Origin of the sequence: Kitasatospora sp. HUAS MG31, assembly GCF_040571325.1 — a bacterium.
Taxonomy (GTDB): domain Bacteria; phylum Actinomycetota; class Actinomycetes; order Streptomycetales; family Streptomycetaceae; genus Kitasatospora; species Kitasatospora camelliae.
Genome location: NZ_CP159872.1, coordinates 3,131,697 through 3,153,962, shown reverse-complemented (window position 1 = coordinate 3,153,962; position 22,266 = coordinate 3,131,697). Strand labels below are relative to the sequence as shown.

The window sequence follows — 22,266 nt, the reverse complement described above, 5'->3', positions numbered from 1 at the left end:
CGAGGGTGGGCCGGAAAGTCGACGGACCCGCACCAGGGGGGGAGAAGTGCGGGTCCGTCATCGGCTCGTCCGGGCCCCCGGGGGGGGTGAGGGGCACTGGGGACGGGCCAGTCTGTGTGGAGTTGTCCGGTCGGGCGACCCGCAGGTCACAGACCCATCGGGTGCCAGACCGTCTTGGTCTCCAGGAAGGAGAGTAGCCGGTCGGTGCCGGGCGGGTTGGTCCAGTCCAGGGAGGACGGCTCCTCCGCCGGGCGGGTAACCCGCTTCAGGGTATCCGCGGCGGAGGCCTCCAGCGCGGCCGCCGCGCCGGGACCGTCGAGGGCGATCGCACCGGTGAGGTCGATGCCGTTGACGTCCTGGTGCGAGGCCAGCGTCGGGGCGATGTCCGCGGTCCGGCCGGAGAGGACGTTGACCACGCCGCCCGGCAGGTCGGAGGTGGCCAGCACCTCGCCCAGGGACAGCGCGGGCAGCGGCGCCTTCTCGGCGGCCGCGACCACGACGGTGTTGCCGGTGGCGATCACCGGGGCGATCACCGAGACCAGGCCGAGGAAGGAGTGACCGTACCCGGCCTGCGGGGCCACGATGCCGATCACACCGCTGGGCTCCGGGGTGGACAGGTTGAAGTACGGCCCGGCCACCGGGTTGGCGCCGCCCGCGATCTGGGCGACCTTGTCGGTCCAGCCCGCGTACCAGACCCAGCGGTCGATGGCGGCGTCCACCAGGGCGGCGGCCTTCTTGCCGCCGACGCCCTCGGCGGTGGCGACCTCCGCGGCGAACTGCTCGCGGCGGCCCTGCAGCATCTCGGCGACCCGGTACAGCACCTGGCCGCGGTTGTACGCGGTGGTGCCGGACCAGCCCTTGACCGCGGCGCGGGCGGCGAGCACGGCGTCCCGGGCGTCCTTGCGGGTGCCGAGCGGGGCGTTGGCGAGCCACTGGCCCTTGGAGTCGGTCACCTCGTACACCCGCCCGCTCTCGGAGCGCGGGAACTTCCCGCCCACGTACAGCTTGTAGGTCTTGAAGACGTCAAGACGCGGCATGAGATCAGACATCGAGGTAGGCCTCCAGACCGTGCCGGCCACCCTCGCGGCCGTAGCCCGACTCCTTGTAGCCGCCGAACGGCGAGGTCGGGTCGAACTTGTTGAAGGTGTTGGCCCAGACCACACCGGCCTTGAGCTGGTTCGCCATCCACAGGATGCGCGAGCCCTTCTCGGTCCAGATGCCCGCCGACAGGCCGTACGGGGTGTTGTTGGCCTTCTCGACCGCCTCGGTCGGGGTGCGGAAGGTCAGCACCGACAGCACCGGGCCGAAGATCTCCTCCTGGGCGATCCGGTGCGCCTGGGAGACGCCGGTGAACAGCGTCGGGCGGAACCAGAAGCCGTTGGCGGGCAGGTCGCAGGACGGCGACCAGCGCTCGGCGCCCTCGGACTCGCCGGCGTCGGTCAGCGCGGTGATCCGGGCGAGCTGCTCGGCCGAGTTGATGGCGCCGATGTCGGTGTTCTTGTCCAGCGGGTCGCCGACCCGCAGGGTGGCCATCCGGCGCTTGAGGGCGTCCAGCAGCTCGTCCTGGATCGACTCCTGGACCAGCAGGCGGCTGCCCGCGCAGCAGACGTGGCCCTGGTTGAAGAAGATGCCGTTGACGATGCCCTCGACGGCCTGGTCGATCGGCGCGTCGTCGAAGACGATGTTGGCGGCCTTGCCGCCCAGCTCCAGCGACAGCTTCTTGCGGGTGCCGGCCAGCTGCTTGGCGATCGCCCGGCCGACCGGGGTGGAGCCGGTGAAGGCGACCTTGTTGACGTCCGGGTGGGCGGTCAGCGCGGCGCCGGTGCGGCCGTCGCCGGTGACGATGTTGACCACGCCCTTGGGCAGACCAGCCTGGCGGCAGATCTCGGCGAACCGCAGCGCGGTCAGCGGGGTGGTCTCGGCCGGCTTCAGCACCACGGTGTTGCCGGTGGCCAGCGCCGGGGCGATCTTCCACGCCAGCATCAGCAGCGGGAAGTTCCACGGGATGACCTGGCCGGCCACGCCCAGCGGGCGCGGGTTCGGGCCGAAGCCCGCGTAGTCCAGCTTGTCGGCCCAGCCCGCGTAGTAGAAGAAGTGCGCGGCGACCAGCGGCAGGTCGACGTCGCGGGTCTCGCGGATCGGCTTGCCGTTGTCGATCGACTCCAGCACCGCCAGCTCGCGCGAACGCTCCTGGATGATCCGGGCGATCCGGAACAGGTACTTGGCGCGCTCGCTGCCCGGCAGCGCCGACCAGTCGGCGAACGCCTTGCGGGCGGCGGTGACCGCGCGGTCCACGTCCTCGTCGGTGCCGTGGGCGAACTCCGCCAGCACCTGCTCGGTGGCCGGGTTGACGGTCTTCAGCGCCTCGCTGCCCGAGGATTCGACGAACTCGCCGCCGATGAAGTGGCCGTACGAGGTCGCGATGTCACCGGCCGCGGCCGGGGACTCCGGGGCGGGCGCGTACTCGAAGAGGCCGTTCTTGCGCACGGGCTCTTCCGCCTTCTTGTTGTTCTTCGCCATCTGTCTCAGTCCACCGTCACGTAGTCGGGACCGGAGTACCGTCCGGTGGTCAGCTTCTGACGCTGCATCAGCAGGTCGTTGAGCAGGCTGGAGGCGCCGAAGCGGAACCAGTGCGGGGTCAGCCAGTCGTCACCCAGGGTCTCGTTGACCATCACCAGGTACTTCATGGCGTCCTTGGTGGTCTTGATGCCACCCGCGGGCTTCACGCCGACCTGGATCCCGGTCTGCGCCCGGAAGTCGCGGACGGCCTCCAGCATCAGCAGGGTCACCGGGGGCGTGGCGTTGACCGCCACCTTGCCGGTGGAGGTCTTGATGAAGTCGGCACCGGCGAGCATGGCCAGCCAGGAGGCGCGGCGCACGTTGTCGTACGTCTGCAGCTCGCCGGTCTCGAAGATCACCTTGAGGTGGGCGGAGGTGCCGTCCGGACGGCGGCAGGCCTCCTTGACGGCCACGATCTCGTTGAAGACGTCCAGGTACCGGCCGGACAGGAAGGCGCCGCGGTCGATCACCATGTCGATCTCGTCCGCACCGTCGGCCACCGCGTCGGCCGTGTCGGCCAGCTTCACCGGGAGCGCGGCCCGGCCCGCCGGGAAGGCGGTGGCGACCGAGGCGACCTGGATGTCGGTGCCGCGCAGGGCGGCCTTCGCGGTGGCGACCATGTCCGGATAGACGCAGATCGCGGCGACCCGCGGGGCGGACGGGTCGGAGGGGTCGGGGTTCCGGCCCTTGGTGCACAGGGCGCGCACCTTGCCGACCGTGTCCGCGCCTTCCAGCGTGGTCAGGTCGATCATCGAGATGGCCAGGTCGATGGCGTACGCCTTCGCCGTGGTCTTGATCGAACGGGTGCCGAGGGTGGCGGCGCGGGCCTCCAGGCCGACCTGGTCGACGCCGGGCAGGCCGTGCAGGAAGCGGCGGAGCGAGGCCTCGGACGCCGCGACGTCCGCGAGACCGCTGCCCGCAGCGCCGGGGGCATTGGCTGCAAGAGTGGACATAGTCACCAGACCAGCATATCTACGCGCGTAGCAATCCGCTAGAGCGCCGGGAATTCGATGCGGGACCGAGATCTGCTCGTTCGTGCGGGCCTTGGGGCGCTTCGGGGCAGGAAAACACCGTGCCGCGATCCGGCTCGGGGGCGGTGGCCGGTCGCGCGGTTCTCTCCCGGCCTTGGCGGCTGGGAGGTGCACCACGCGCCGCCCCTGACGGGGCGGGGACGAGGTCGGTGGTGTGCGTCGGGGTCGGGGGTGGGTCGGCAGAATGGCGGGGTGACCATGTCTCAGTCCTCCAGTCCACGGAAGAAGACCGGGCGGCGGCCCGGTGGGGCCGACACGCGCCGGGAGGTGCTGGAGGCGGCCCGGGGCGAGTTCGCCGCCCGCGGGTACCAGAAGGCGAGCATGCGGGCCATCGCCCGGGCGGCGGGGGTGGACCCGGCGCTGCTGCACCACTACTTCGGCAGCAAGGACCGGCTGTTCCTGGCCGCGCTGGAGTTCCCGGTGGACCCGCGGGTGATGGTGGAGCAGGTGCTGGCCGGCGACCGGGAGGGGATGGGCGAGCGGCTGGCGGCGTTCGTCCTGCGGCTGTGGGAGGAGCCGGCCGTGCGGGAGCGGCTGCTGGCCCTCCTGCGGACGGCCGCGACCACCGAGGAGGTGGCGGCGCTGATGCGCGGGTTCATGGTGACCGAGCTGGTCGGCCGGGTGGCGGCGGGGCTGGACGTGGAGCGCCCGGAGCTGCGGGTGGAGCTGGTGATGTCGCAGATCGTGGGCCTGGCGATGGCCCGGTACGTGATCGGGGTCGAGCCGCTGGCGTCCACGCCGGCCGAGGAGCTGGTGCCGCTGCTCGGCCGCACGGTGCAGCTCTACCTGACCGCCCCCTGAGGCGCCCGCCCGGCCCACTGCCCCGTACGGCGCGCCTCCGCGCCCCTTGACGGGCGGAGTGCGCGGCGAGAAACTCACCGCATGATGAATTCCTCGGCGGTCCTGGCCGCCGGCCTCACCGTCGAACGCGGCGGACACACCGTCCTGCACGGCCTCGACCTCGACATCCCGCGCGGCGCGATCACCGGCCTGCTCGGCCCCAGCGGCTGCGGGAAGACCACCCTGCTGCGCTCGATCGTCGGCGTCCAGCGGATCGCCGCCGGCCGCGTCGAGGTGCTCGGCGTCCCGGCCGGCAGCGCCGCCCTGCGCGACAAGGTCGGGTACGTCACCCAGGCACCCTCCGTCTACGGCGACCTCAGCGTCACCGAGAACCTCGTCTACTTCGCCGCCGTGCTCGGCGCACCCCGCCAGGACCCGGCCCGGGTGATCGCCCAGGTCGGCCTCGGCGGCCACGAGCACGACACGGTCGACCGTCTCTCCGGCGGCCAGCGGGCCCGGGTCTCGCTCGCCGCCGCCCTGCTCGGCCACCCCGAGCTGCTGGTCCTGGACGAGCCCACCGTCGGCCTCGACCCCGTCCTGCGGCAGGACCTCTGGCGGCTCTTCCGCGGCCTCGCCGACGACGGCGCCACCCTGCTGGTCTCCAGCCACGTCATGGACGAGGCCACCCGCTGCGACAAGCTGCTGCTGATGCGCGACGGCCGCCTGCTCGCCCACGACACCCCCGAGGCCCTGCTCAGCACCACCGGGACCGCCGACATCGACAGCGCCTTCCTCAGCCTGGTGGAGGCCGGCCGATGAACGTCCACCGCACCCTCGCCACCACCCGCCGGGTCCTCGCCCAGCTGCGCCACGACCCACGGACGGTGGCCATGCTGCTGGTCGTCCCGTGCGTGCTGCTCACCCTGCTGAAGTACATGTTCGACGGGGACTCCGGCACCTTCGACCGGATCGGCCCGGAACTGCTCGGCGTCTTCCCGCTGATGGTGATGTTCCTGGTCACCTCGGTGGCGATGCTCCGCGAGCGCACCTCCGGCACCCTGGAGCGGCTGCTCACCATGCCGCTCGGCAAGTTCGACCTGCTGCTCGGGTACGCCCTCGCCTTCGGCCTGGTCGCGCTCGTCCAGGCGGCCCTGGCCTCGGCGCTCACCATCGGCGTCCTCGGGCTGGACGTCGCCGGGCCGACCTGGCTGCTGTTCGCGGTGGCGGTCGGCGACGGACTGCTCGGCATGGCGCTCGGCCTGCTGGTCTCCGCCTTCGCCGCCACCGAGTTCCAGGCCGTCCAGTTCCTGCCGGCCGTGCTGCTGCCGCAACTGCTGCTGTGCGGGCTGTTCGTCCCGCGCGAGGCGATGGCCCCGCTGCTACGCGGGCTCTCCGACCTGCTGCCGCTCTCCTACGCGGTGGACGCCATGAACCGGCTCACCACCACCGGGGGCGTCGACGGCCGGGTCGTCCTCGACCTGGCGGTGATCGCCGCCGCCGGCCTGCTGGCCCTCGGCCTCGGCGCGGCCACCCTCCGCCGCCGCACCGCCTGACCGCCCTCCGGCGGCGGACCGGACGGCCCGCCGCCGGAGTCCGCCGTACCTCCACCGGGCGAGCCGCACCACCGGATCGTCGCTGCCCGTCGCCGACCGCCGCAGCCCGGGTGAGCTGCGCCGGGACACCCGCGAGGGCTACCGAACCGCAACCCGGCGAACCTAGGGGAGGGCGGGGCCGATGAGGCAGAATCGGCCCCATGACCGAATCCGACGGCACGCCCGACCAGGGCACCGCCGCCCCCGAGCCGACGTACGCCGACCGCGTGCACCGCTCCGTCCCCGGCATCATCTCCGGCGTCCTGCTGCTGGCCGTGGCCGCCTGGCTGATCATCGACGCCGTGCTGAACGGCACCGGCCGTACGCCGTGGATCGCCCTGGCCGCCGCCCCGGTCTTCGCCTTCCCGGTGATCGCCTACACGATCCGCCCCGCCGTGCTCGCCAACGAGCGCCGGATCCTCGTCCGCAACCCGCTGCGCACCATCGACGCGCCCTGGGCCACGGTGGAGGGGCTGCGCGCCGGGTACTCGGTCGAACTGCTCGCGGGCGGCCGCAAGTACCAGATCTGGGCCGTCCCGGTCTCGCTGCGGCAGCGCAAGCGGGCCAACCGCCGGGCCGAGCGGGCCGCCACCACCGCGCTGACCGGCGGCGGTTCCACCGGCTCCAAGCGCCGACCCGGCGACCCGGACCCGAACCGCGCCTGGTCCGACCAGGTGGTCGACTCGCTGCAGGAGATGCGCGACCTCAACGCGGGCAAGCCGCACGGCGCCGGCGAGCTGAAGACCACCTGGTGCTGGTGGATCATCGCCCCGACCGTGGCCGGTCTGATCGCCCTGGTCACCCTGATCGCCGTCACCTGACGACACCGGAGGACGGCTGAACACGGCCGACGGGCCCCGGAGACCACCCGGTCTCCGGGGCCCGTCGGCGTTCCGGGGCGCTGCCTCTCGCCCGCTTCCGGGCGCCGGCCACGCAGGGCGCAGCCGTTGATCTGTCTCTGCGTGACAGCGGGGGAAAGAAAGTGAGCGCCTCCCGGAGGGAGAAGCGGGTGGGTCCTCCGGGAGACGCTCGTCGCGGCCGTGGGTCAGGCGACGATGCCTGCGGCTGCGGCCAGGTCGCGCTTGATCGCGGCCAGGATCCGGTCGGCCTGCTCCCGCACGGGGGCGAGGTCGGCGGCGGTGGGCACCGGGAGGACGACCTCCAGGTAGCACTTGAGCTTGGGTTCGGTCCCGGACGGGCGGACCACGATCCGCGCCGAGCGGACCGCCTCGCCCTCCAGGTGGTAGCGCAGGCCGTCGGTGGCCGGCAGGTCGGCGGAGCCCGCGGTGAGGTCGTCGGCCCGGGTGACGGTCAGGCCCGCCAGGACGGTCGGCGGCTGCTCGCGCAGGCGGCGCATGGCGTCGGCGATCAGCGACAGGTCCTGGACCCGTACCGAGAGCTGGTCGGTGGCGTGCAGGCCGTGCTCCAGCGCCAGGTCGTCCAGCAGGTCGGCCAGGGTGCGGCCGGACCGCTTGAGGGTGGCGGCGAGTTCGGCCACCAGCAGGGCGGCGGTGATGCCGTCCTTGTCGCGGACGCCGGAGGGGTCCACGCAGTAGCCGAGCGCCTCCTCGTAGCCGTACCGCAGGCCGTCGGCGCGGGCGATCCACTTGAAGCCGGTGAGCGTCTCGGCGTAGCCCAGGCCCGCCGCCTCGGCGATCCGGCCGAGCAGGGTGGAGGAGACGATGGTGGTCGCGAGGGTGCCGGTGACCTGCTTGGCGACCAGGGCGGAGCCCAGCAGGGCGCCGACGTCGTCGCCGCGCAGCATCCGCCAGCCGCCGTTGCCGGCCACCGGGACGGCCACCGCGCAGCGGTCGGCGTCCGGGTCGTTGGCGATGACGATGTCGGGGCCGACCGAGGAGGCGGTCCGGAACGCGAGGTCCATCGCGCCGGGCTCCTCCGGGTTGGGGAAGGCCACGGTCGGGAAGTCCGGGTCGGGCTCGGCCTGCTCGGTGACCACGGTGGGCGCGGGGAAGCCGGCCCGCTTGAACGCGGCCAGCAGGACGTCCCGGCCGACGCCGTGCATCGGGGTGTAGACCACGTCCAGGTCGCGCGGCCCGCCGGGCTCGACCACCGAGACGGCGCGGTCCAGGTAGGCCTCGACCACTTCGTCGCCGAGCACCTCCCAGCCGTCTGCGGCCAGCGGCACCTCGGACAGCGAGCCGATGGCGTCGATCTCGTCCGCGATGCCGGCGTCGGCCGGCGGGACGATCTGCGAGCCGTCGCCCAGGTAGACCTTGTAGCCGTTGTCCTGCGGCGGGTTGTGGCTGGCGGTCACGGTGACGCCGGCGGCGGCGCCGAGGTGGCGGACGGCGAAGGCGAGGACCGGGGTGGGCAGCGGGCGCGGCAGCAGCGCGGCGCGCAGTCCGGCGCCGACCATGACGGCGGCGGTGTCCCGGGCGAAGTCGGCCGACTTGTGACGGGCGTCGTAGCCGATCACCACCAGGTCGCCGAGCTTCTGCTGCCTGACGTACGCGGCGAGGCCGGCGGCGGCGCGGATCACCACCGCGCGGTTCATCCGCATCGGGCCGGCGCCGAGCTCGCCGCGCAGGCCGGCGGTGCCGAACTGGAGCCGGTCGGCGAACCGCTCGGCCAGGTGGGACCAGGCGAGCCGGCCCTCGTCCCCGGGGTCCTCGGCCGCGGCCAGCAGGGCGGACAGTTCCTCGCGGGTCTGCGGATCGGGGTCCTCGGCGAGCCAGGTCCGGGCGCGGGCGAGGAGGTCGGTGGTGGGTGCCTGCGGCATGGGTGCCTGCTCCTCCTGAGAAGGGGGCTGTGAGGGCGGGGCCGCCGCGCCGGCGGCGGGCCCCGGGCCCGAGCCCGGTCTGCCCGCCGCCGCGCCGGCGGCCCCGGTTACCGATTCTGCGTCAGCGGACGGTCAGATCCGCTCAAGGACCTTCGCCAGCAGCGCGCCCATCCGCTCGGCCGAGGCCTTGCCGGCCTCCAGGACCTCTTCGTGGTTGAGCGGCTCGCCGGTCATGCCCGCGGCCAGGTTGGTGACCAGCGAGATGCCCAGCACCTCGGCGCCGGCCTCGCGGGCCGCGATGGCCTCCAGGGTGGTGGACATGCCGACCAGCTCGCCGCCGATCACCCGGGCCATGTGGACCTCGGCCGGGGTCTCGTAGTGCGGGCCGCGGAACTGCACGTACACGGCCTCGTCCAGGGACGGGTCGATCTCGCGGCAGAGCGCGCGCAGGCGCTTGGAGTACAGGTCCGTCAGGTCGACGAAGTTGGCGCCGACGATCGGGGAGTCCGCGGTGAGGTTGATGTGGTCGCTGATCAGCACCGGCTGGCCGGGGACCCAGCCCTGGCGGAGGCCGCCGCAGCCGTTGGTCAGCACGATGGTGCCGCAGCCGGCGGCCGCGGCGGTGCGGACGCCGTGCACCACGGTGGCCACGCCGTGGCCCTCGTAGTAGTGGTTGCGGCCGAGGAAGACCAGGGCGCGCTTCTCGCCGGCCTCGCCCACGACGCGCACCGAGCGGATCCGGCCGGCGTGGCCCGCGACGGCGGGGGCGGGGAAGCCGGGGAGGTCGGTGACCGGGAATTCGGCCACGGTCTCACCCAGCGCGTCGGCGGCCGGCACCCAGCCGGAGCCCATCACCAGGGCGACGTCGTGGCGGTCGGCGCCGGTCAGCTCGCGGAGGCGGTCGGCGGCGGCCTTGGCAGCGGCGTAGGGGTCGGCGGAGACGACCGACTGAGGAGTTGCGTTCACACTGGCGAGGATAGGCGACAGACGCCTACGCGCGTAGACAATCCTGCCGAGTCGTGCCGGATCGTTACCCGGTTGACCTAAAGGCACAAGGTCCGGCCGGATGTCCGCGGGTCCGGTCGGACGATCCTCCCAGGTGACCGGGCGCCCGGGCGCCGCGCCACCCGGGCCGTTCGGGGCCGGGTTGTCCGGGCGGCGCCGCCTGTGCCGGGCGCTGCCGCCCGGCGCCGCGTCAGGGACGCCCAACCCGACCGGTCAGAGCCGCTTGGCGCTGCGCAGCCCCTTGCCGTAGAAACCGCCGCCGTCGATCCGCGAGGTGCCGCCCTTGTCGCCGAAGGTCGGCCCGTCGGCCTCCTCGCGGCTGGAGATGAACCGCGGGTGGCCCTCGCTGTCCAGGCCGAGGAAGATCCCGGTGTGGTCGAGCCGGACGCCGGTGCGCGCGTCGATCTCGAAGAACAGCAGGTCGCCCGGCATCAGCGCGGCCAGCGAGGCCGGGTGCACGGTCTCCTCGGAACCGGGCTTGGTGGTCAGCGCCAGGACCGGGACGCCCGGGCCCAGCCGGGCCAGACCGTTGGCGGTACGCGGCAGGCCGGGACCGGCGACGTCCTTGCTCAGCAGCGGGTAGCCGGCCCGGTAGCCGTACACCAGCCGGACGTAGCCGGAGCAGTCCACGCCGCCGTAGCGGGCCTTGTCGGGCTGCTTGGTGACCTTGTCGGCGAAGGGCCAGGGCATCCCGAGGTAGTCCAGGAAGTCGGTCTCCTCCAGCCGGTAGTCGTTGCCCGGCGAGCCGTTGGGGTTGAGCGGGCCGAAGGAGGCGTTGCCGCGGAACCGCACGCCCTTGGGGTTCTTCTGGTCGGGCGCGCCCGCCAGGTACTGGGTGGCGAAGGCCAGCACGTCGTCCTCGGCGCTGCCGAGCGACTTCTGGAACCAGCCCTTGAACCACTCGGCCTGCTCGGCGCCGGCCTGCCAGGGCTGCGGCAGCAGCCGGACCCAGGCGTCGGTGGCCACCGTGGCGGAGGTGTCCGGGTCGGCGAAGGTGCGGCTCTTGCCGGTCAGCACCGCGGTCCTGGCCCCGTCGGTGAGGGTGGCCAGCACCGCGCCCGCGGCGTCCCGGACCACCGTGCGGTCCGGGCCGGTCAGCCGCTCGTAGCGGCGGTCGCCGGTGGCCGGGGCGGCGTCGCCGACCGGCTGCTGGGCGGCCGGCGAGTCGTCCGGGGCGTCGGCCGGCCGGGCCGCCCGCTCCCGCAGCTTCAGGGTCAGCTCACCGGCGGTACCGGCCAGCGCGAGACCAAGGACGCCGCCGAGGACGGCCCTGCGCGAGACGCTCATCCAACGCTCCTCACCGAGTGGGGTTCTGAACGGATCCGGCTCAGCTGCCGGGCAGCGCACCGAGCAGCAGCGCGGCCGCCAGCACGACGTAGTTGGCCAGCGTCACCGTGCCGGTGGCCATCAGGGTGGCGCCCTTCGGCTGGCGGACCAGCTGGTAGGCGATCAGGCCCGGCACGATGAAGCCGAGCGTCTGGTTGGCGTACAGGGTCGGCAGCTGGTGCTGGAGCACCAGCGTCACCGCGCCCTGGAACACCACGCCGGTCAGCACCACCGCGGCGAACAGCCGCTTGCCGTAGAGGATCACCAGCTTCTGCACCACCCGGGTGGTGAGGAAGGTCAGCAGCGTGACCGCGACCGTCAGGCCGGCCCGCTGGAGGTCCTCCACCAGGGTCAGCGCCAGCCAGCCCGGGGTGATCATGCCGCCGGGGGAGAGGTTGGTGGTCAGGTAGCAGATCAGCGAGAAGACCAGACCGAGCGCGATGCCGATGGCGGCGACCTCGGGGGTGAGCTCGGTGGGAATCACTGGTGGTCTCCGAAGGGATCGAAGGGCTGCTGGTACGCGGTGCGGTCGTGGCCGTACGGGTCGGGGCGGCGGGCGTGGCCGGCCTGCGGCGGGGGCTGCCGCAGGTACGGGTCCTGCCCGTGGCCGTCGGCCTGCGGGTAGCCGCCCTGCTGGGCGTAGCCCCGGCCCTGCTGGTACGGATCGGCCTGCCGGTAGGGCTGGGCGGGCCGCTGGTACTGCTGCGCGTACGGGTCGGCCTGCTGGTACGGGTCCGGCTGGGGGTAGGCCCCGCCCGGCTGCTGGTACGGGTGCTGCTGCTGCTGCGCGTACGGGTCGGGCTGCGGGTAGGGCTGCGGGTACGGCTGCTGCCCGGCCGGGTGCCGGCGCTGCTGCGCGTACGGGTCCGGCTCGGCGTAGGCGTGCGGCCGGGCGTACGGGTCCTGCACCGGGCGGCCCGGGCCGGGCACCCGCGCGGCGCCCGGGTGCTGCCGGTAGGGGGCGCCGTACGGCTCCTCCTCCAGGTCGTCGTCCAGCGGCACGGCCCGGTACACCGGCTCGGCCGGGCGGTCCTCCGCCACCGGGTGCCCGCCGCGGGCGTGGGCCGGGGCGGCGGGCTCGTCGTCGGGCGCGAGGGCGGCCAGCTCCTCCAGGAAGAGCTCGCCCTGGCCGTGGATGTTGCCGACCGCGACCAGCGAGGTGTCCGGGCCGAGCTCGTGGAGCAGGGCCTCGGTGAGCTCGGCCGGGTCGCGGCGGTCGCCGCCGAGGTCGACGATCCGGCCGTTCCAGCCGGCGGGGATGCCGTCCCGGGCGGACTTGGTGGGGTGGCCGATCAGGAAGACGGTGTCCGGGTCGAGGTCCGGCACGATCGAGCCCATCTGGCCGTTCCGCTCGACCCGGTCGGGGCGGCAGTTGATGACCACGTTGAGCGGCCGGTGGATGGCGCCCAGGTCCAGCAGCTGCTGGACGTTCATCAGGGTGGACTCCGGGTCGTTGGCCGCGAAGACGTTGGCGAACCGCAGCCGCTTGCCCTCCGGGGTGCGGTAGCGCTCGACCGAGAGCACGCCCGGGTCCGGCGGCGCCTCCCACATGCCGCGCAGCGCGGTCTGCCGGTCCACGCCCATCAGCTCGGCCACGGCGAGCGCGATCGCCACGTTCTCCTTGAAGGTGAACCAGCTGAACCCGCGCAGCTCCTCGTCGCTGACCGTCTCCGGGTCGACCACGATCAGCTCGCAGCTCCGCTTGTCCGCCTCCTCCTGGAGGATGTGCCGGCGGTCCTGCTCGGCGGTGACGCAGACACCGCCGACCGGCATCGAGCGGGACAGCGAGCGGGCGACGTCGTCCAGCGTCGGGCCCATCTCCGCCAGGTGGTCCTCGCGGACGTTGCAGAGCACTCCGATGGTGGAGCGGATCAGCTTGGTCTGGTTGACCTCCTGCAGCGGCGGCATGACCGCCATGCACTCGATCACCAGCGCGTCCGGCCGGTACGCGGCGGCCCGCCGGACGATGCCGATCTGCTCGGCCACGTTGGCGATGCCGAACTTCCGGAAGACCGGCTCCTCGGTGGCGTCGGGGTGGATGAACCTGGCCGCGGTGCCGGTGGTCTTGGCCACCGTCACCAGGTCGCCGCCGCGCAGCGCGCCCGCGCACAGCCGGGTGATCGAGCTCTTGCCGCGGATGCCGTTCACCAGCACCCGGACCGGGATCTGTTCGAGCGCGGCGTAGTGCCGGCGCTGCTCGACGATGCCCGCGATCAGGAGACCCACGCAGCAGATCACCAGGACGGAGTAGAGGAAGAGCACGGCGCGGTCGCTTTCAGCGGTGGCCGGCGTCGCGGCCGGCGGAGTGGTCGGCCGGGCGGCGGCCGGCGGGCTGAGCGGAGGACGGGTCGGAGCGCTCGGCGGTGCGCTCGGCGGTGCGCGGCCGGCGCGCGCCCTGGTCGCCTGCGCGGCGGGCCCGCTGCTCCAGCTGCTGCCGGATGACCTCCAGACTGCGGACCACCGCGCCCACCTCGTCGTGGTGGACGGGGTAGAGCACGGTCCGCCGGTCGCCGGCGGCCAGCGCCTCGGCGTTCGCGGCCAGCCGGCGCAGCGGCAGGCCGACCGCGATGAACAGCCATCCCAGGCAGAGCGCGGCGGCCGCCAGGCCCAGCATCGCGGCGAGCAGCGCCCGCCGGTCCGCCTTGTTCTGGTCCAGGTGCAGCCAGCCGACCGGCTGGGAGGTCACCACCGACCAGCCGAGCTTGGCCACCTGGCCGCTGCCGTCGAGCCGGGCCGCGGCCAGGACCACGGCGTTCCCGCCGCTGCGGGACACCGAGACGGCGGTCTCCTTGTCGGCCTTGTCCACCTGCCGGCGGGCCCGCGAGTCGGGCAGCTCGGCGAAGGAGCCGAAGGCCTCGTTGGCACCGACGATCCGCTTGCGGCCGTCGACCAGCCAGATCTCGCCGAGGCCCGGCCGGTCCAGCAGGCCGCTGACGAAGTCGCGCTTGAGCTCGCCGACCAGCACCGGCCGCCGGGGGGTCCTGCCGTCGGCGGTCTTCCCGCCCGCGTCCGTGGTGGCACCGGCGGACGGGGTCGCGGTGGCACCGGCGGACGGCGTCGCGGTGGGGGCGGCGGAGGGTGTCGCGGCGGTGCCCGCGGAGGGCGTCGCGATGGGGGCGGGCGAGGCCGTGGCGGTGGCCTGGATGACCGTGCCGGCGCTGGTGGACCCGGCGGACCCGGTGGATCCGGTGGACTCCGTGGTGCCGGCCGTGTCCATCCCGATGATCGCGGCGAACACCGGCTCGTTGCCGGAGGTGTTCAGCAGCGCGATGCCGTCCGGGAGTTCGGCGGCCGCCGCGGCGTGCGAGGACACCTCGCCGGCCTTGGCGGTCACCGAGCCGTCGGTACCGAGCAGGTAGATCGACCGGTAGCGCGGGTGCTCGTCCAGGGCGGCGCGCAGCCGGGAGTCGGGCTTGCGCGAGCCGTCCAGGGCGGCGGCCAGCGGCTTGAGGTCGGAGGTGCTCTCGGACAGCGCCTGCCGGACCCGGGTGGCCAGGCTGTCGGTGCGGTTCTTCTGCGCCGCCACCACGTCGCCCGGCACGGCCACCGCGTCGCGGTCGGAGCTGAGCAGGGTCAGCGGGACGGACCAGCCGAGGATCACCACGGCGCACAGGGTCAGCGGCAGCAGGATGCCGGGACGGCGCCGCGGCGGCGCGGGCTCCGGCGGCTCCCGCCGCGGGTCCAGCAGCTGGAGGCGCAGCTCCTCCAGGGCGCGAACGGTGCGCCCGGCCTCGCCCCGCTTGGGCCCGGCGACCGGCTGGTCCAGCCGCTCGCCGCGGCTCAGCCGGCGTGACTCCAGGAACAGCCGCAGCAGCGGCCGCTGCAGGGTGCGCAGCAGCACCCCGGCGACCACCAGGCCGACCAGCAGCAGCGATCCGGCGGCGACCAGGCCGAGCAGCGGGTGCCGGAGCTCCGCCTGGTGGCGCTCGACCGACACGCCGGAGACCACGGTGAGGCCGAGCGAGCCGGCCGCGTCCTGCGGATCGGCGGAGGTGACCGCCGCGTACCCGGCCACCCGCCGGGCGCCCTTGTCGTCGGCGGGGCCCACCAGGGCGCCCGAGACGGTCGGGACCTGGGCGGTCGGGCGGGCGTGGGACGCCTTCTCCCGGGCGGAGGCGAACAGCCTCTTGTCCGCGTCGGTGGCCGGCTCCGGGCCGGCGGTGTCCACCGCGGCGCCGGTGGCTCCGAGCACCTGGACGGTCTGCTCCTTGGAGGTGGCCATGGCGGGCACCTTGAGGGTGTCCGAAGCCACCAGCAGCACCCGGCCGGAGCTCTTGACGGTCACCGTGCCGAAGGTCAGCAGCCGGGTCCCGCCGTTCGCGGTGGCGAGCAGCGGGGCGGGGGTGGCCGTGCCCGCGGACTTCGTCAGGTCCAGCCCGGCCAGCGGGACGGCCTCGCCGCGGGCGGCCAGCAGCCGGCCCGTGGCGGGGACCACCACGGCGGTGCCGCGCCACTTCTGGTGCGTCTGGCTCAGCGCGGCCAGCACGGCGTCCGGCTCGGCCGAGCCCTTGTCGTACTGCTCGGCGAAACGGCGCAGGTCGTCGACGTTCTCGTTGATCGCCGAGCGCACGGCGACGGCGCCGTCCTCGGCGGTGTACTGCTGGGACTCCCGGACGGCCTGCGGGATCTCGTCCACCCGGAACCCGCCCACGGTCAGCGCGGTGATGCCGGAGACCACCACCAGTAGCAGCAGGAGGACGGCGATCGGGGGCCGGATCCCGCCGAGCAGGGGCATGTCGGCACGGCGCCGCATCCGGCGCCGCCGGCGCGGCGGGTGGATCGAGATGGTCAACGGGTTCCCATGGGCCGACGCCGGGAACCTGGGCGGGTGACCGGCCGAGCGAATACGAATGGTTTCGGCCATTCGATGGCTGGATATTCCCCCCGGTCCGGTGAGGATATCGGATGGCATGACCGCCCGGGACGGGCGTCCACCACCCGCGACCTGGTCCGGCCGCCCGCCTGAGGTCGGCTAGGTTGGCCGCCATGGGGATGCGTACCGAGCTGCCGTGGACGACCGGCCGGAAGGCGCCGGCGGCACTGCTGGCCGTACTCGGCCTGCTCGCCGCGGGCCTCACCCTGGCCCTGCTCGGCGGCGGCCGCAGCCCCGCCGCCGGCCCCGCCCCGACCGCCTCCCGGAGCACCCCCGCCGGCCCGGAACAGGTGGACCTGGCCGAGCGGGTGGCCGCGTACACCGCGAACTTCGCCGCCGACTCCCCCTACCGCGCGCCGAACCAGTCCGAGCGCCGGGCGGTCGGCGAGGGCGTCTCCCAGCTGCTGGACGGCAAGGCCGGGCCGGCCGCCGCCACCCTGCGGCAGGCCGGCTACCGGGCGACCGAGCTGATCGACCGGCCGAGCGGCCGCCGGGTGACCGAGGTCGCCGACGCCTCACCGGAGCGGGAGCGCGAGCGCGGCTGGGGCCGGGTCTACCTCGACCCGCAGACCCACGCCGTCTGGTCCGGCCAGGTCCCGCACCCGGTCGCCGACAGCCGGACCGAACTGCTCGGCGTCGAACTCTGGCGGGCCGCGCCGGGCGGGGTCGTGGTGATCGCGGGCGCCCACCGCCGGGCCGGCGCCGACGGCACCTCGGACGCCGCGCACAGCCCGGACACGGTGTTCGCGGCCGTGGTCGACCTGCTGGCCGACCGGGGACTGCCCGGCATCCAGGTGCACGGCTTCGACGAGGGCAGCCTGCCCGGCCAGGACGCGGTGGTCTCCGGCGGCAGCGTCGAGCCCGGGCCGGCCGGCCACAGGACCGCGGAGGGCCTGCGGGCCCTCGGCCTGAACGTCTGCGAGGCCTGGAAGGAGAAGTGCGGGCGGCTGGAGGGCACCACCAACGTCGAGGGCCGGTACGCCTCCGACCGCGGCGTGCCCTGGCTGCACGTGGAGCTGGCCAACGGGCTGCGGACCGACCCGGCCCTGCGGCTGCGGGTCGCCGAGGCGCTCGCCGCCGCCACCCGGAGCTGGGCCAAGGGCTGACCGCGCCGCCGGAGCCCGGTCACCGGGCTCCGGTCAGCAGGGCCGCCGGCGGAGCTCCTGGACGTAGTCGTCGGGCGCGCCCGCGCTCTCCGCCGCGTCGGCGATCAGCCCGAGATAGCGCGCGGCGGGCAGGCCGCCCTCGTAGTCGTTGAGCACGTACGTCCAGACCGGGACCTCGCCGTCCAGGGTCTGCGCCCGCAGCCTGACCTTCCGGTAGATGCCGAGCTGCACGCCCTCCCAGCGGTCGAGGCCCTCCTCGTCCATCGGCGCGACGTCGTAGAGCGAGACGAACACCTGCTCCTTCTCGTCCTCCACCACGGTGGCCAGCGAGCCCTCCCAGCCCAGCTGCTCGCCGCCGAAGGTCAGCCGCCACCCGGTCAGCCAGCCGGTGCCGCGCAGCGGGGAGTGCGGGGCGCGCCGGGTCATCTGCCGGGCGTCGAGGTTCGTGGCGTACGCGGCGTAGAGCGACATGTCGGTCAGCCTACGGGAGTCGTGGCGCGGATCACGGGTCCGCCCGCCCGCCCGGTCACCGGCCGCCGCCCAGGGCCCGCACGCCGGGGGGCGCCCCCGGCGTGGCGCCGCCTTTTCCATGCGGGACAATGGAGCACGTGACTCGGATCGTGATCATCGGTGGCGGACCCGGCGGATACGAGGCGGCCCTGGTGGCAGCCCAGCTCGGCGCGGAGGTGACCGTTGTCGACCGCGACGGTCTGGGCGGATCGGCGGTGCTGACGGACTGTGTACCGTCCAAGACGCTGATCGCGACGGCCGAGGTGATGACCACCTTCGACAGCTCCTACGAGGAGCTGGGCATCATCGTCGCCGACGACACCCCGCCGCTGGAGCAGTCCGCCCGGGTGGTCGGCGTGGACCTCGGCAAGGTCAACCGGCGTGTGAAGCGGCTGGCGATCGCGCAGTCCCACGACATCACCCAGGCCGTCACCCGGGCCGGCGTGACCGTGCTGCGCGGCAAGGGCCGGCTGGCGTCCGGCGGCCAGGCCGTGGACGGCTCCCGCGAGGTCCTGGTCGACCTGGCCGACGGCACCACCGAGTCGGTGCGCGCCGACGCCGTCCTGATCGCCACCGGCGTCCACCCGCGCGAGCTGCCCGACGCCCAGCCGGACGGCGAGCGGATCCTCACCTGGACCCAGGTGTACGACCTGGAGGAGCTGCCCCGCGAGCTGATCGTGGTCGGCTCCGGCGTCACCGGCGCCGAGTTCGCCGGCGCGTACCAGGCGCTGGGCTCCGACGTCACCCTGGTCTCCTCCCGCGACCGGGTGCTGCCCGGCGAGGACCCGGACGCCGCCGAGGTGCTGGAGGAGGTCTTCCGCCGCCGCGGCATGAACGTGATGAGCCGCTCCCGGGCCGAGCGCGCCAAGCGGGTCGGCGACCACGTCGAGGTCACCCTGGCCGACGGCCGCACCATCCGCGGCACCCACTGCCTGATGGCGGTCGGCTCGATCCCCAACACCGCCGGCATGGGCCTGGAGGAGGCGGGGGTCAAGCTCAACGACTGGGGCCAGATCGTGGTCGACCGGGTCTCCCGCACCACCGCCCCCGGCGTCTACGCGGCCGGCGACTGCACCGGCGTCTTCATGCTCGCCTCGGTGGCCGCCATGCAGGGCCGGATCGCCATGTACCACGCCCTCGGCGACGCGGTGCAGCCGCTCAACCTCAAGACCGTGGCCTCCAACGTCTTCACCGACCCGGAGATCGCCACCGTCGGCTACACCGCCGCCGACGTCCAGGGCGGCCGGGTGGACGCCGTCGAGGTGAAGCTCCCGCTGCGCGGCAACCCGCGGGCCAAGATGCAGGGCATCCGGGACGGCTTCGTGAAGCTGTTCTGCCGCCCCGGCACCGGCATCGTGGTCGGCGGCGTGGTCGTGGCCCCGCGCGCCAGCGAGCTGATCCACTCCATCTCGCTCGCGGTGGACAACAACCTGACGGTGGAGCAGGTCGCCAAGGGCTTCACCGTCTACCCGTCCATCTCCGGTTCCACCGCCGAGGCCGCCCGCCAGCTCCACACCCGCAAGCGCGAGGGCGCCGACTCCTGAACCCGCCCGGGAGGCCGACTCCCGCACCGGGCCCGGAGGTTGGAGGGGGCCGCCGACCGGCGGCCCCCTCGCCGTCCCCCGGAACACGGCGGCGGGCTTTCACCCGTCCGGCGGGGCGCATTGTACGGTCGTGCGCTGGACTCAGGTGAGCAATTCCGGCTACCAGCTGCAAACGCCTGAAAGCAGACGGTCACTCGGTTACCGTCGGTTCTGTGTTTGCTGCAGAACGTCGCCAGTTGATTCTCGAAATGGTGCGCGCCAACGGAGCCGTGTCGCTCCGTGAGCTGGCCCGCGTCGTCCAGACCTCCGAAGTCACCGTACGCAGAGACGTGCGGGCGCTGGAGGCCGAAGGGCTGCTCGACCGCCGGCACGGCGGCGCCGTGCTCCCCGGCGGCTTCAGCCGGGAGCCCGGGTACCCGCAGAAGACCCACCTCGCCGCCGCCGAGAAGAGCGCCATCGCCGACCTGGCGGCCGGCCTGGTCGAGGAGGGCGACGCGGTCGTGGTCGGCGCGGGGACGACCACCCAGGAGCTGGCCCGCCGGCTCGCCCGGGTCCCCGGTCTGACGGTGGTCACCAACTCCCTGCTGGTCGCCCAGGCGCTGGCGCACGCCAACCGCGTCGAGGTGGTGATGACCGGCGGGACGCTCCGCGGCTCCAACTACGCCCTGGTCGGCAGCGGCGCGGAGCAGTCGCTGCACGGGCTGCGGGTCTCCAAGGCCTTCATCTCCGGCAGCGGGCTCACCGCCGAGCGCGGCCTGTCCACCACCAACATGCTCTCCGCCAGCGTGGACCGGGCCCTGGTGCAGGCCGCCGCCGAGGTGATCGTGCTCGCCGACCACACCAAGCTCGGCTCGGACACCATGTTCCAGACCGTGCCCACCGACGCGATCACCCGGCTGGTCACCGACGAGCACACCGCCGCCGAGGACCCGACCGCCCGCGAGCTGGACGCGCTGGCCGACTGCGGGGTGCAGATCTCCGTCGCCCCGCTCGGGTCGGGCTCGGAGCCGGCGCCCCACCAGGGGCCCGTCCCGGTCGGCCCGCGCCGGATCGCCCCGCCGCCCGGGGCCCCGCTCCCCGGCCCGCGCCGCCCCGGCCCCCACGCGGGCCCGCCCGGCCAGCCCCCCGCCCGCTACGCCGAACTCGGCGCCCCCCGCGTCCGGCCCTAGGGGCTTGAAGGCAGCCCCCAGGCCCCCGTGGCCGCCCGCGCGGACGTGCGAAGGGCCCGCACCCCCGGAGGGGTACGGGCCCGACGCGGCTGACGCGGGGTCAGTCCTTGATCTCGCAGAGGGCCGCGCCGCTGCTCACGGACTGGCCGACCTCGGCCTTGAGGCCGACCACGGTGCCGGCCTTGTGCGCGTTGAGCGGCTGCTCCATCTTCATCGCCTCCAGGACGACGATCAGCTCGCCCTCGGCGACGACCTGGCCCTCCTCCACGGCGACCTTGACGATGGTGCCCTGCATCGGCGAGGCGAGGGTGTCGCCGGAGACGGCCGAGCCGGCCTTCTTGGCGCCCACCCGGCGCTTGGTCTTGCCGGTGCCCGCGGCGGCGGCCGGAGCGGCCGACACGCCCAGCGAGGACGGCAGCGAGACCTCGATCCGCTTGCCGCCGACCTCGACCACGACGGTCTCGCGGCCCTCGGCCTCCTCGCCCTCACCGCCGGCGCCGGTGAACGCCGGGATGGTGTTGTCGAACTCGGTCTCGATCCAGCGGGTGTAGACCGTGAACGCCTCGTCGCTGCCGTGCACCTCCGGCGCGAACGCCGGGTCGGTCACCACGGCCTGGTGGAACGGGATGGCGGTGGCCATGCCCTCCACCTTGAACTCGGCCAGCGCACGGGCCGCACGCTGCAGCGCCTGCTTGCGGTCGGCACCGGTGACGATCAGCTTGGCCAGCAGCGAGTCCCAGGCGGGGCCGATGACCGAGCCGGACTCCACGCCCGCGTCCAGGCGCACGCCCGGACCGGACGGCGCGGCGAACAGGGTCACCGTGCCGGGCGCCGGCAGGAAGTTGCGGCCCGGGTCCTCGCCGTTGATCCGGAACTCGATCGAGTGACCGCGGACCTCCGGGTCGTCGTAGCCGAGCTCCTCGCCGTCGGCGATCCGGAACATCTCCCGGACCAGGTCGAGGCCGGTGACCTCCTCGGAGACCGGGTGCTCGACCTGCAGACGGGTGTTGACCTCCAGGAAGGAGATCAGGCCGTCCTGGGAGACCAGGAACTCGCAGGTACCGGCGCCGACGTAGCCCGCCTCGCGCAGGATCGCCTTGGAGGCGCGGTACAGCTCGGCGTTCTGCTCCGGGGTGAGGAACGGCGCGGGGGCCTCCTCGACCAGCTTCTGGTGCCGGCGCTGCAGCGAGCAGTCACGGGTGGAGACCACGACCACGTTGCCGTGCCGGTCGGCGAGGCACTGGGTCTCGACGTGGCGCGGCTTGTCCAGGTACTGCTCGACGAAGCACTCGCCGCGGCCGAACGCGGCGACGGCCTCGCGGACCGCCGACTCGTACAGCTCGGGGATCTCCTCCAGGGTGCGGGCGACCTTGAGGCCGCGGCCGCCACCGCCGTACGCCGCCTTGATGGCGACCGGCAGGCCGTGCTCCCGGGCGAAGTCGACGACCTCGTCGGAGCCGGAGACCGGCTCCGGGGTGCCGGCGACCAGCGGGGCGCCGGCGCGCTGGGCGACGTGCCGGGCGGTGACCTTGTCGCCGAGGTCGCGGATGGCCTGCGGCGGCGGGCCGATCCAGATCAGACCGGCGTCGATCACGGCCTGGGCGAAGTCGGCGTTCTCGGAGAGGAAGCCGTAACCGGGGTGGACGGCGTCCGCACCCGAGTCCGCGGCCGCCTTGAGCACCTTGGCGATGTCCAGGTAGCTGGTGGCGGGGGTGTCGCCGCCGAGCGCGTACGCCTCGTCGGCCGCGCGGACGTGCAGCGCGTCCCGGTCCGGCTCGGCGTACACGGCGACGCTGGCGATACCGGCATCCCGGCAGGCCCGGGCGACGCGGACGGCGATTTCTCCGCGGTTGGCGATGAGCACCTTGCGCACTGTGGCTCCCTTCTTGAACCTCGTTGAGTCTAGGGATCTAAGGGTCGTACCGGCGAGTAGTCCCTGGTGGTGAGCATGCTCACACGGAGCGTGACGCGGATGCGTGATCGACCGGGCACGGAGCGGGATGTTCCGCTGGTAGTGACCTTACGCATCCG

Annotated in this window: 18 protein-coding genes; 7 read left to right on the top strand and 11 right to left on the bottom strand. The window is 73.9% G+C overall.

The features are described from left to right. Nucleotides 1-146: 146 nt before the first annotated feature. From ABWK59_RS14055 to deoC, 3 genes are read right to left on the bottom strand one after another with little or no spacing between them, the layout of a single operon-like run. Nucleotides 147-1,049: an aldehyde dehydrogenase family protein gene (locus tag ABWK59_RS14055; RefSeq protein ID WP_354640920.1), complete on the bottom strand. Its 903-nt coding sequence runs from the start codon at nt 1,047-1,049 to the stop codon at nt 147-149. Then, nucleotides 1,042-2,520: an aldehyde dehydrogenase family protein gene (locus ABWK59_RS14050; RefSeq protein WP_354640919.1), complete on the bottom strand. Its 1,479-nt coding sequence runs from the start codon at nt 2,518-2,520 to the stop codon at nt 1,042-1,044. The genes ABWK59_RS14055 and ABWK59_RS14050 overlap by 8 nt, the downstream gene beginning before the upstream one ends. 5 nt (nt 2,521-2,525) lie before the next feature. Further along, nucleotides 2,526-3,512 (bottom strand): deoxyribose-phosphate aldolase, encoded by a 987-nt coding sequence (gene deoC / locus ABWK59_RS14045; protein WP_354644948.1) that lies wholly within the window; start codon nt 3,510-3,512, stop codon nt 2,526-2,528. 276 nt (nt 3,513-3,788) lie between these two features. Here deoC and ABWK59_RS14040 point away from each other — a divergent pair, with 276 nt between their 5' ends. From ABWK59_RS14040 to ABWK59_RS14025, 4 genes are all read left to right on the top strand, one after another. Then, nucleotides 3,789-4,391 carry a TetR family transcriptional regulator gene (locus ABWK59_RS14040; RefSeq protein ID WP_354644947.1) on the top strand — a complete coding sequence of 201 codons (603 nt, stop codon included), beginning with the start codon at nt 3,789-3,791 and terminating at the stop codon, nt 4,389-4,391. 81 nt (nt 4,392-4,472) lie between these two features. Beyond that, a complete protein-coding gene (locus tag ABWK59_RS14035; protein ID WP_354640918.1) occupies nt 4,473-5,189 on the top strand; it encodes an ABC transporter ATP-binding protein in 717 nt (238 codons plus the stop codon). Beyond that, nucleotides 5,186-5,923, top strand: coding sequence for an ABC transporter permease (locus ABWK59_RS14030; protein ID WP_354640917.1), 738 nt, complete (start codon nt 5,186-5,188; stop codon nt 5,921-5,923). Before ABWK59_RS14035 ends, ABWK59_RS14030 begins: the two co-directional genes overlap by 4 nt. 200 nt (nt 5,924-6,123) lie before the next feature. Next, nucleotides 6,124-6,783 (top strand): PH domain-containing protein, encoded by a 660-nt coding sequence (locus tag ABWK59_RS14025; RefSeq protein ID WP_354640916.1) that lies wholly within the window; start codon nt 6,124-6,126, stop codon nt 6,781-6,783. A 224-nt stretch (nt 6,784-7,007) separates the two neighbouring features. On the opposite strand, the gene ABWK59_RS14020 is transcribed toward ABWK59_RS14025, so the two are convergent. From ABWK59_RS14020 to ABWK59_RS13995, 6 genes are all read right to left on the bottom strand, one after another. Then, a complete protein-coding gene (locus ABWK59_RS14020; protein WP_354640915.1) occupies nt 7,008-8,702 on the bottom strand; it encodes a phospho-sugar mutase in 1,695 nt (564 codons plus the stop codon). A gap of 132 nt (nt 8,703-8,834) precedes the next feature. Then, nucleotides 8,835-9,668, bottom strand: a complete 834-nt coding sequence (locus ABWK59_RS14015; RefSeq protein WP_354640914.1) for a purine-nucleoside phosphorylase — start codon at nt 9,666-9,668, stop codon at nt 8,835-8,837. Nucleotides 9,669-9,920: 252 nt separating this feature from the next. Continuing rightward, nucleotides 9,921-10,994, bottom strand: a complete 1,074-nt coding sequence (locus ABWK59_RS14010) for a hypothetical protein (RefSeq protein WP_354640913.1) — start codon at nt 10,992-10,994, stop codon at nt 9,921-9,923. A gap of 40 nt (nt 10,995-11,034) precedes the next feature. Continuing rightward, nucleotides 11,035-11,517 carry a poly-gamma-glutamate biosynthesis protein PgsC/CapC gene (locus tag ABWK59_RS14005; RefSeq protein WP_354640912.1) on the bottom strand — a complete coding sequence of 161 codons (483 nt, stop codon included), beginning with the start codon at nt 11,515-11,517 and terminating at the stop codon, nt 11,035-11,037. Next, the gene (gene pgsB / locus ABWK59_RS14000) at nt 11,514-13,295 is read right to left on the bottom strand and encodes a poly-gamma-glutamate synthase PgsB (protein ID WP_354640911.1); all 1,782 of its coding nucleotides are present in this window, start codon (nt 13,293-13,295) and stop codon (nt 11,514-11,516) included. The genes ABWK59_RS14005 and pgsB overlap by 4 nt, the downstream gene beginning before the upstream one ends. Before the next feature lie 13 nt (nt 13,296-13,308). Then, a complete protein-coding gene (locus ABWK59_RS13995; RefSeq protein WP_354640910.1) occupies nt 13,309-15,825 on the bottom strand; it encodes a HAMP domain-containing protein in 2,517 nt (838 codons plus the stop codon). Nucleotides 15,826-16,019: 194 nt separating this feature from the next. Here ABWK59_RS13995 and ABWK59_RS13990 point away from each other — a divergent pair, with 194 nt between their 5' ends. After that, entirely contained in the window at nt 16,020-17,012 is a 993-nt protein-coding gene (locus ABWK59_RS13990) for a hypothetical protein (RefSeq protein ID WP_354640909.1), read from the top strand. A gap of 33 nt (nt 17,013-17,045) precedes the next feature. On the opposite strand, the gene ABWK59_RS13985 is transcribed toward ABWK59_RS13990, so the two are convergent. Next, entirely contained in the window at nt 17,046-17,483 is a 438-nt protein-coding gene (locus ABWK59_RS13985) for a gamma-glutamylcyclotransferase (protein ID WP_354640908.1), read from the bottom strand. A 128-nt stretch (nt 17,484-17,611) separates the two neighbouring features. On the opposite strand from ABWK59_RS13985, the gene ABWK59_RS13980 reads away from it, so the two are divergent. Beyond that, the gene (locus tag ABWK59_RS13980; protein WP_354640907.1) at nt 17,612-19,066 is read left to right on the top strand and encodes an NAD(P)H-quinone dehydrogenase; all 1,455 of its coding nucleotides are present in this window, start codon (nt 17,612-17,614) and stop codon (nt 19,064-19,066) included. Nucleotides 19,067-19,314: 248 nt separating this feature from the next. After that, nucleotides 19,315-20,235, top strand: a complete 921-nt coding sequence (locus tag ABWK59_RS13975; protein ID WP_420492780.1) for a DeoR/GlpR family DNA-binding transcription regulator — start codon at nt 19,315-19,317, stop codon at nt 20,233-20,235. A gap of 100 nt (nt 20,236-20,335) precedes the next feature. Here ABWK59_RS13975 and ABWK59_RS13970 read toward each other — a convergent pair whose 3' ends face one another. Then, nucleotides 20,336-22,108 carry an acetyl/propionyl/methylcrotonyl-CoA carboxylase subunit alpha gene (locus tag ABWK59_RS13970; protein ID WP_354640905.1) on the bottom strand — a complete coding sequence of 591 codons (1,773 nt, stop codon included), beginning with the start codon at nt 22,106-22,108 and terminating at the stop codon, nt 20,336-20,338. Between the last annotated feature and the right edge of the window lie 158 nt (nt 22,109-22,266).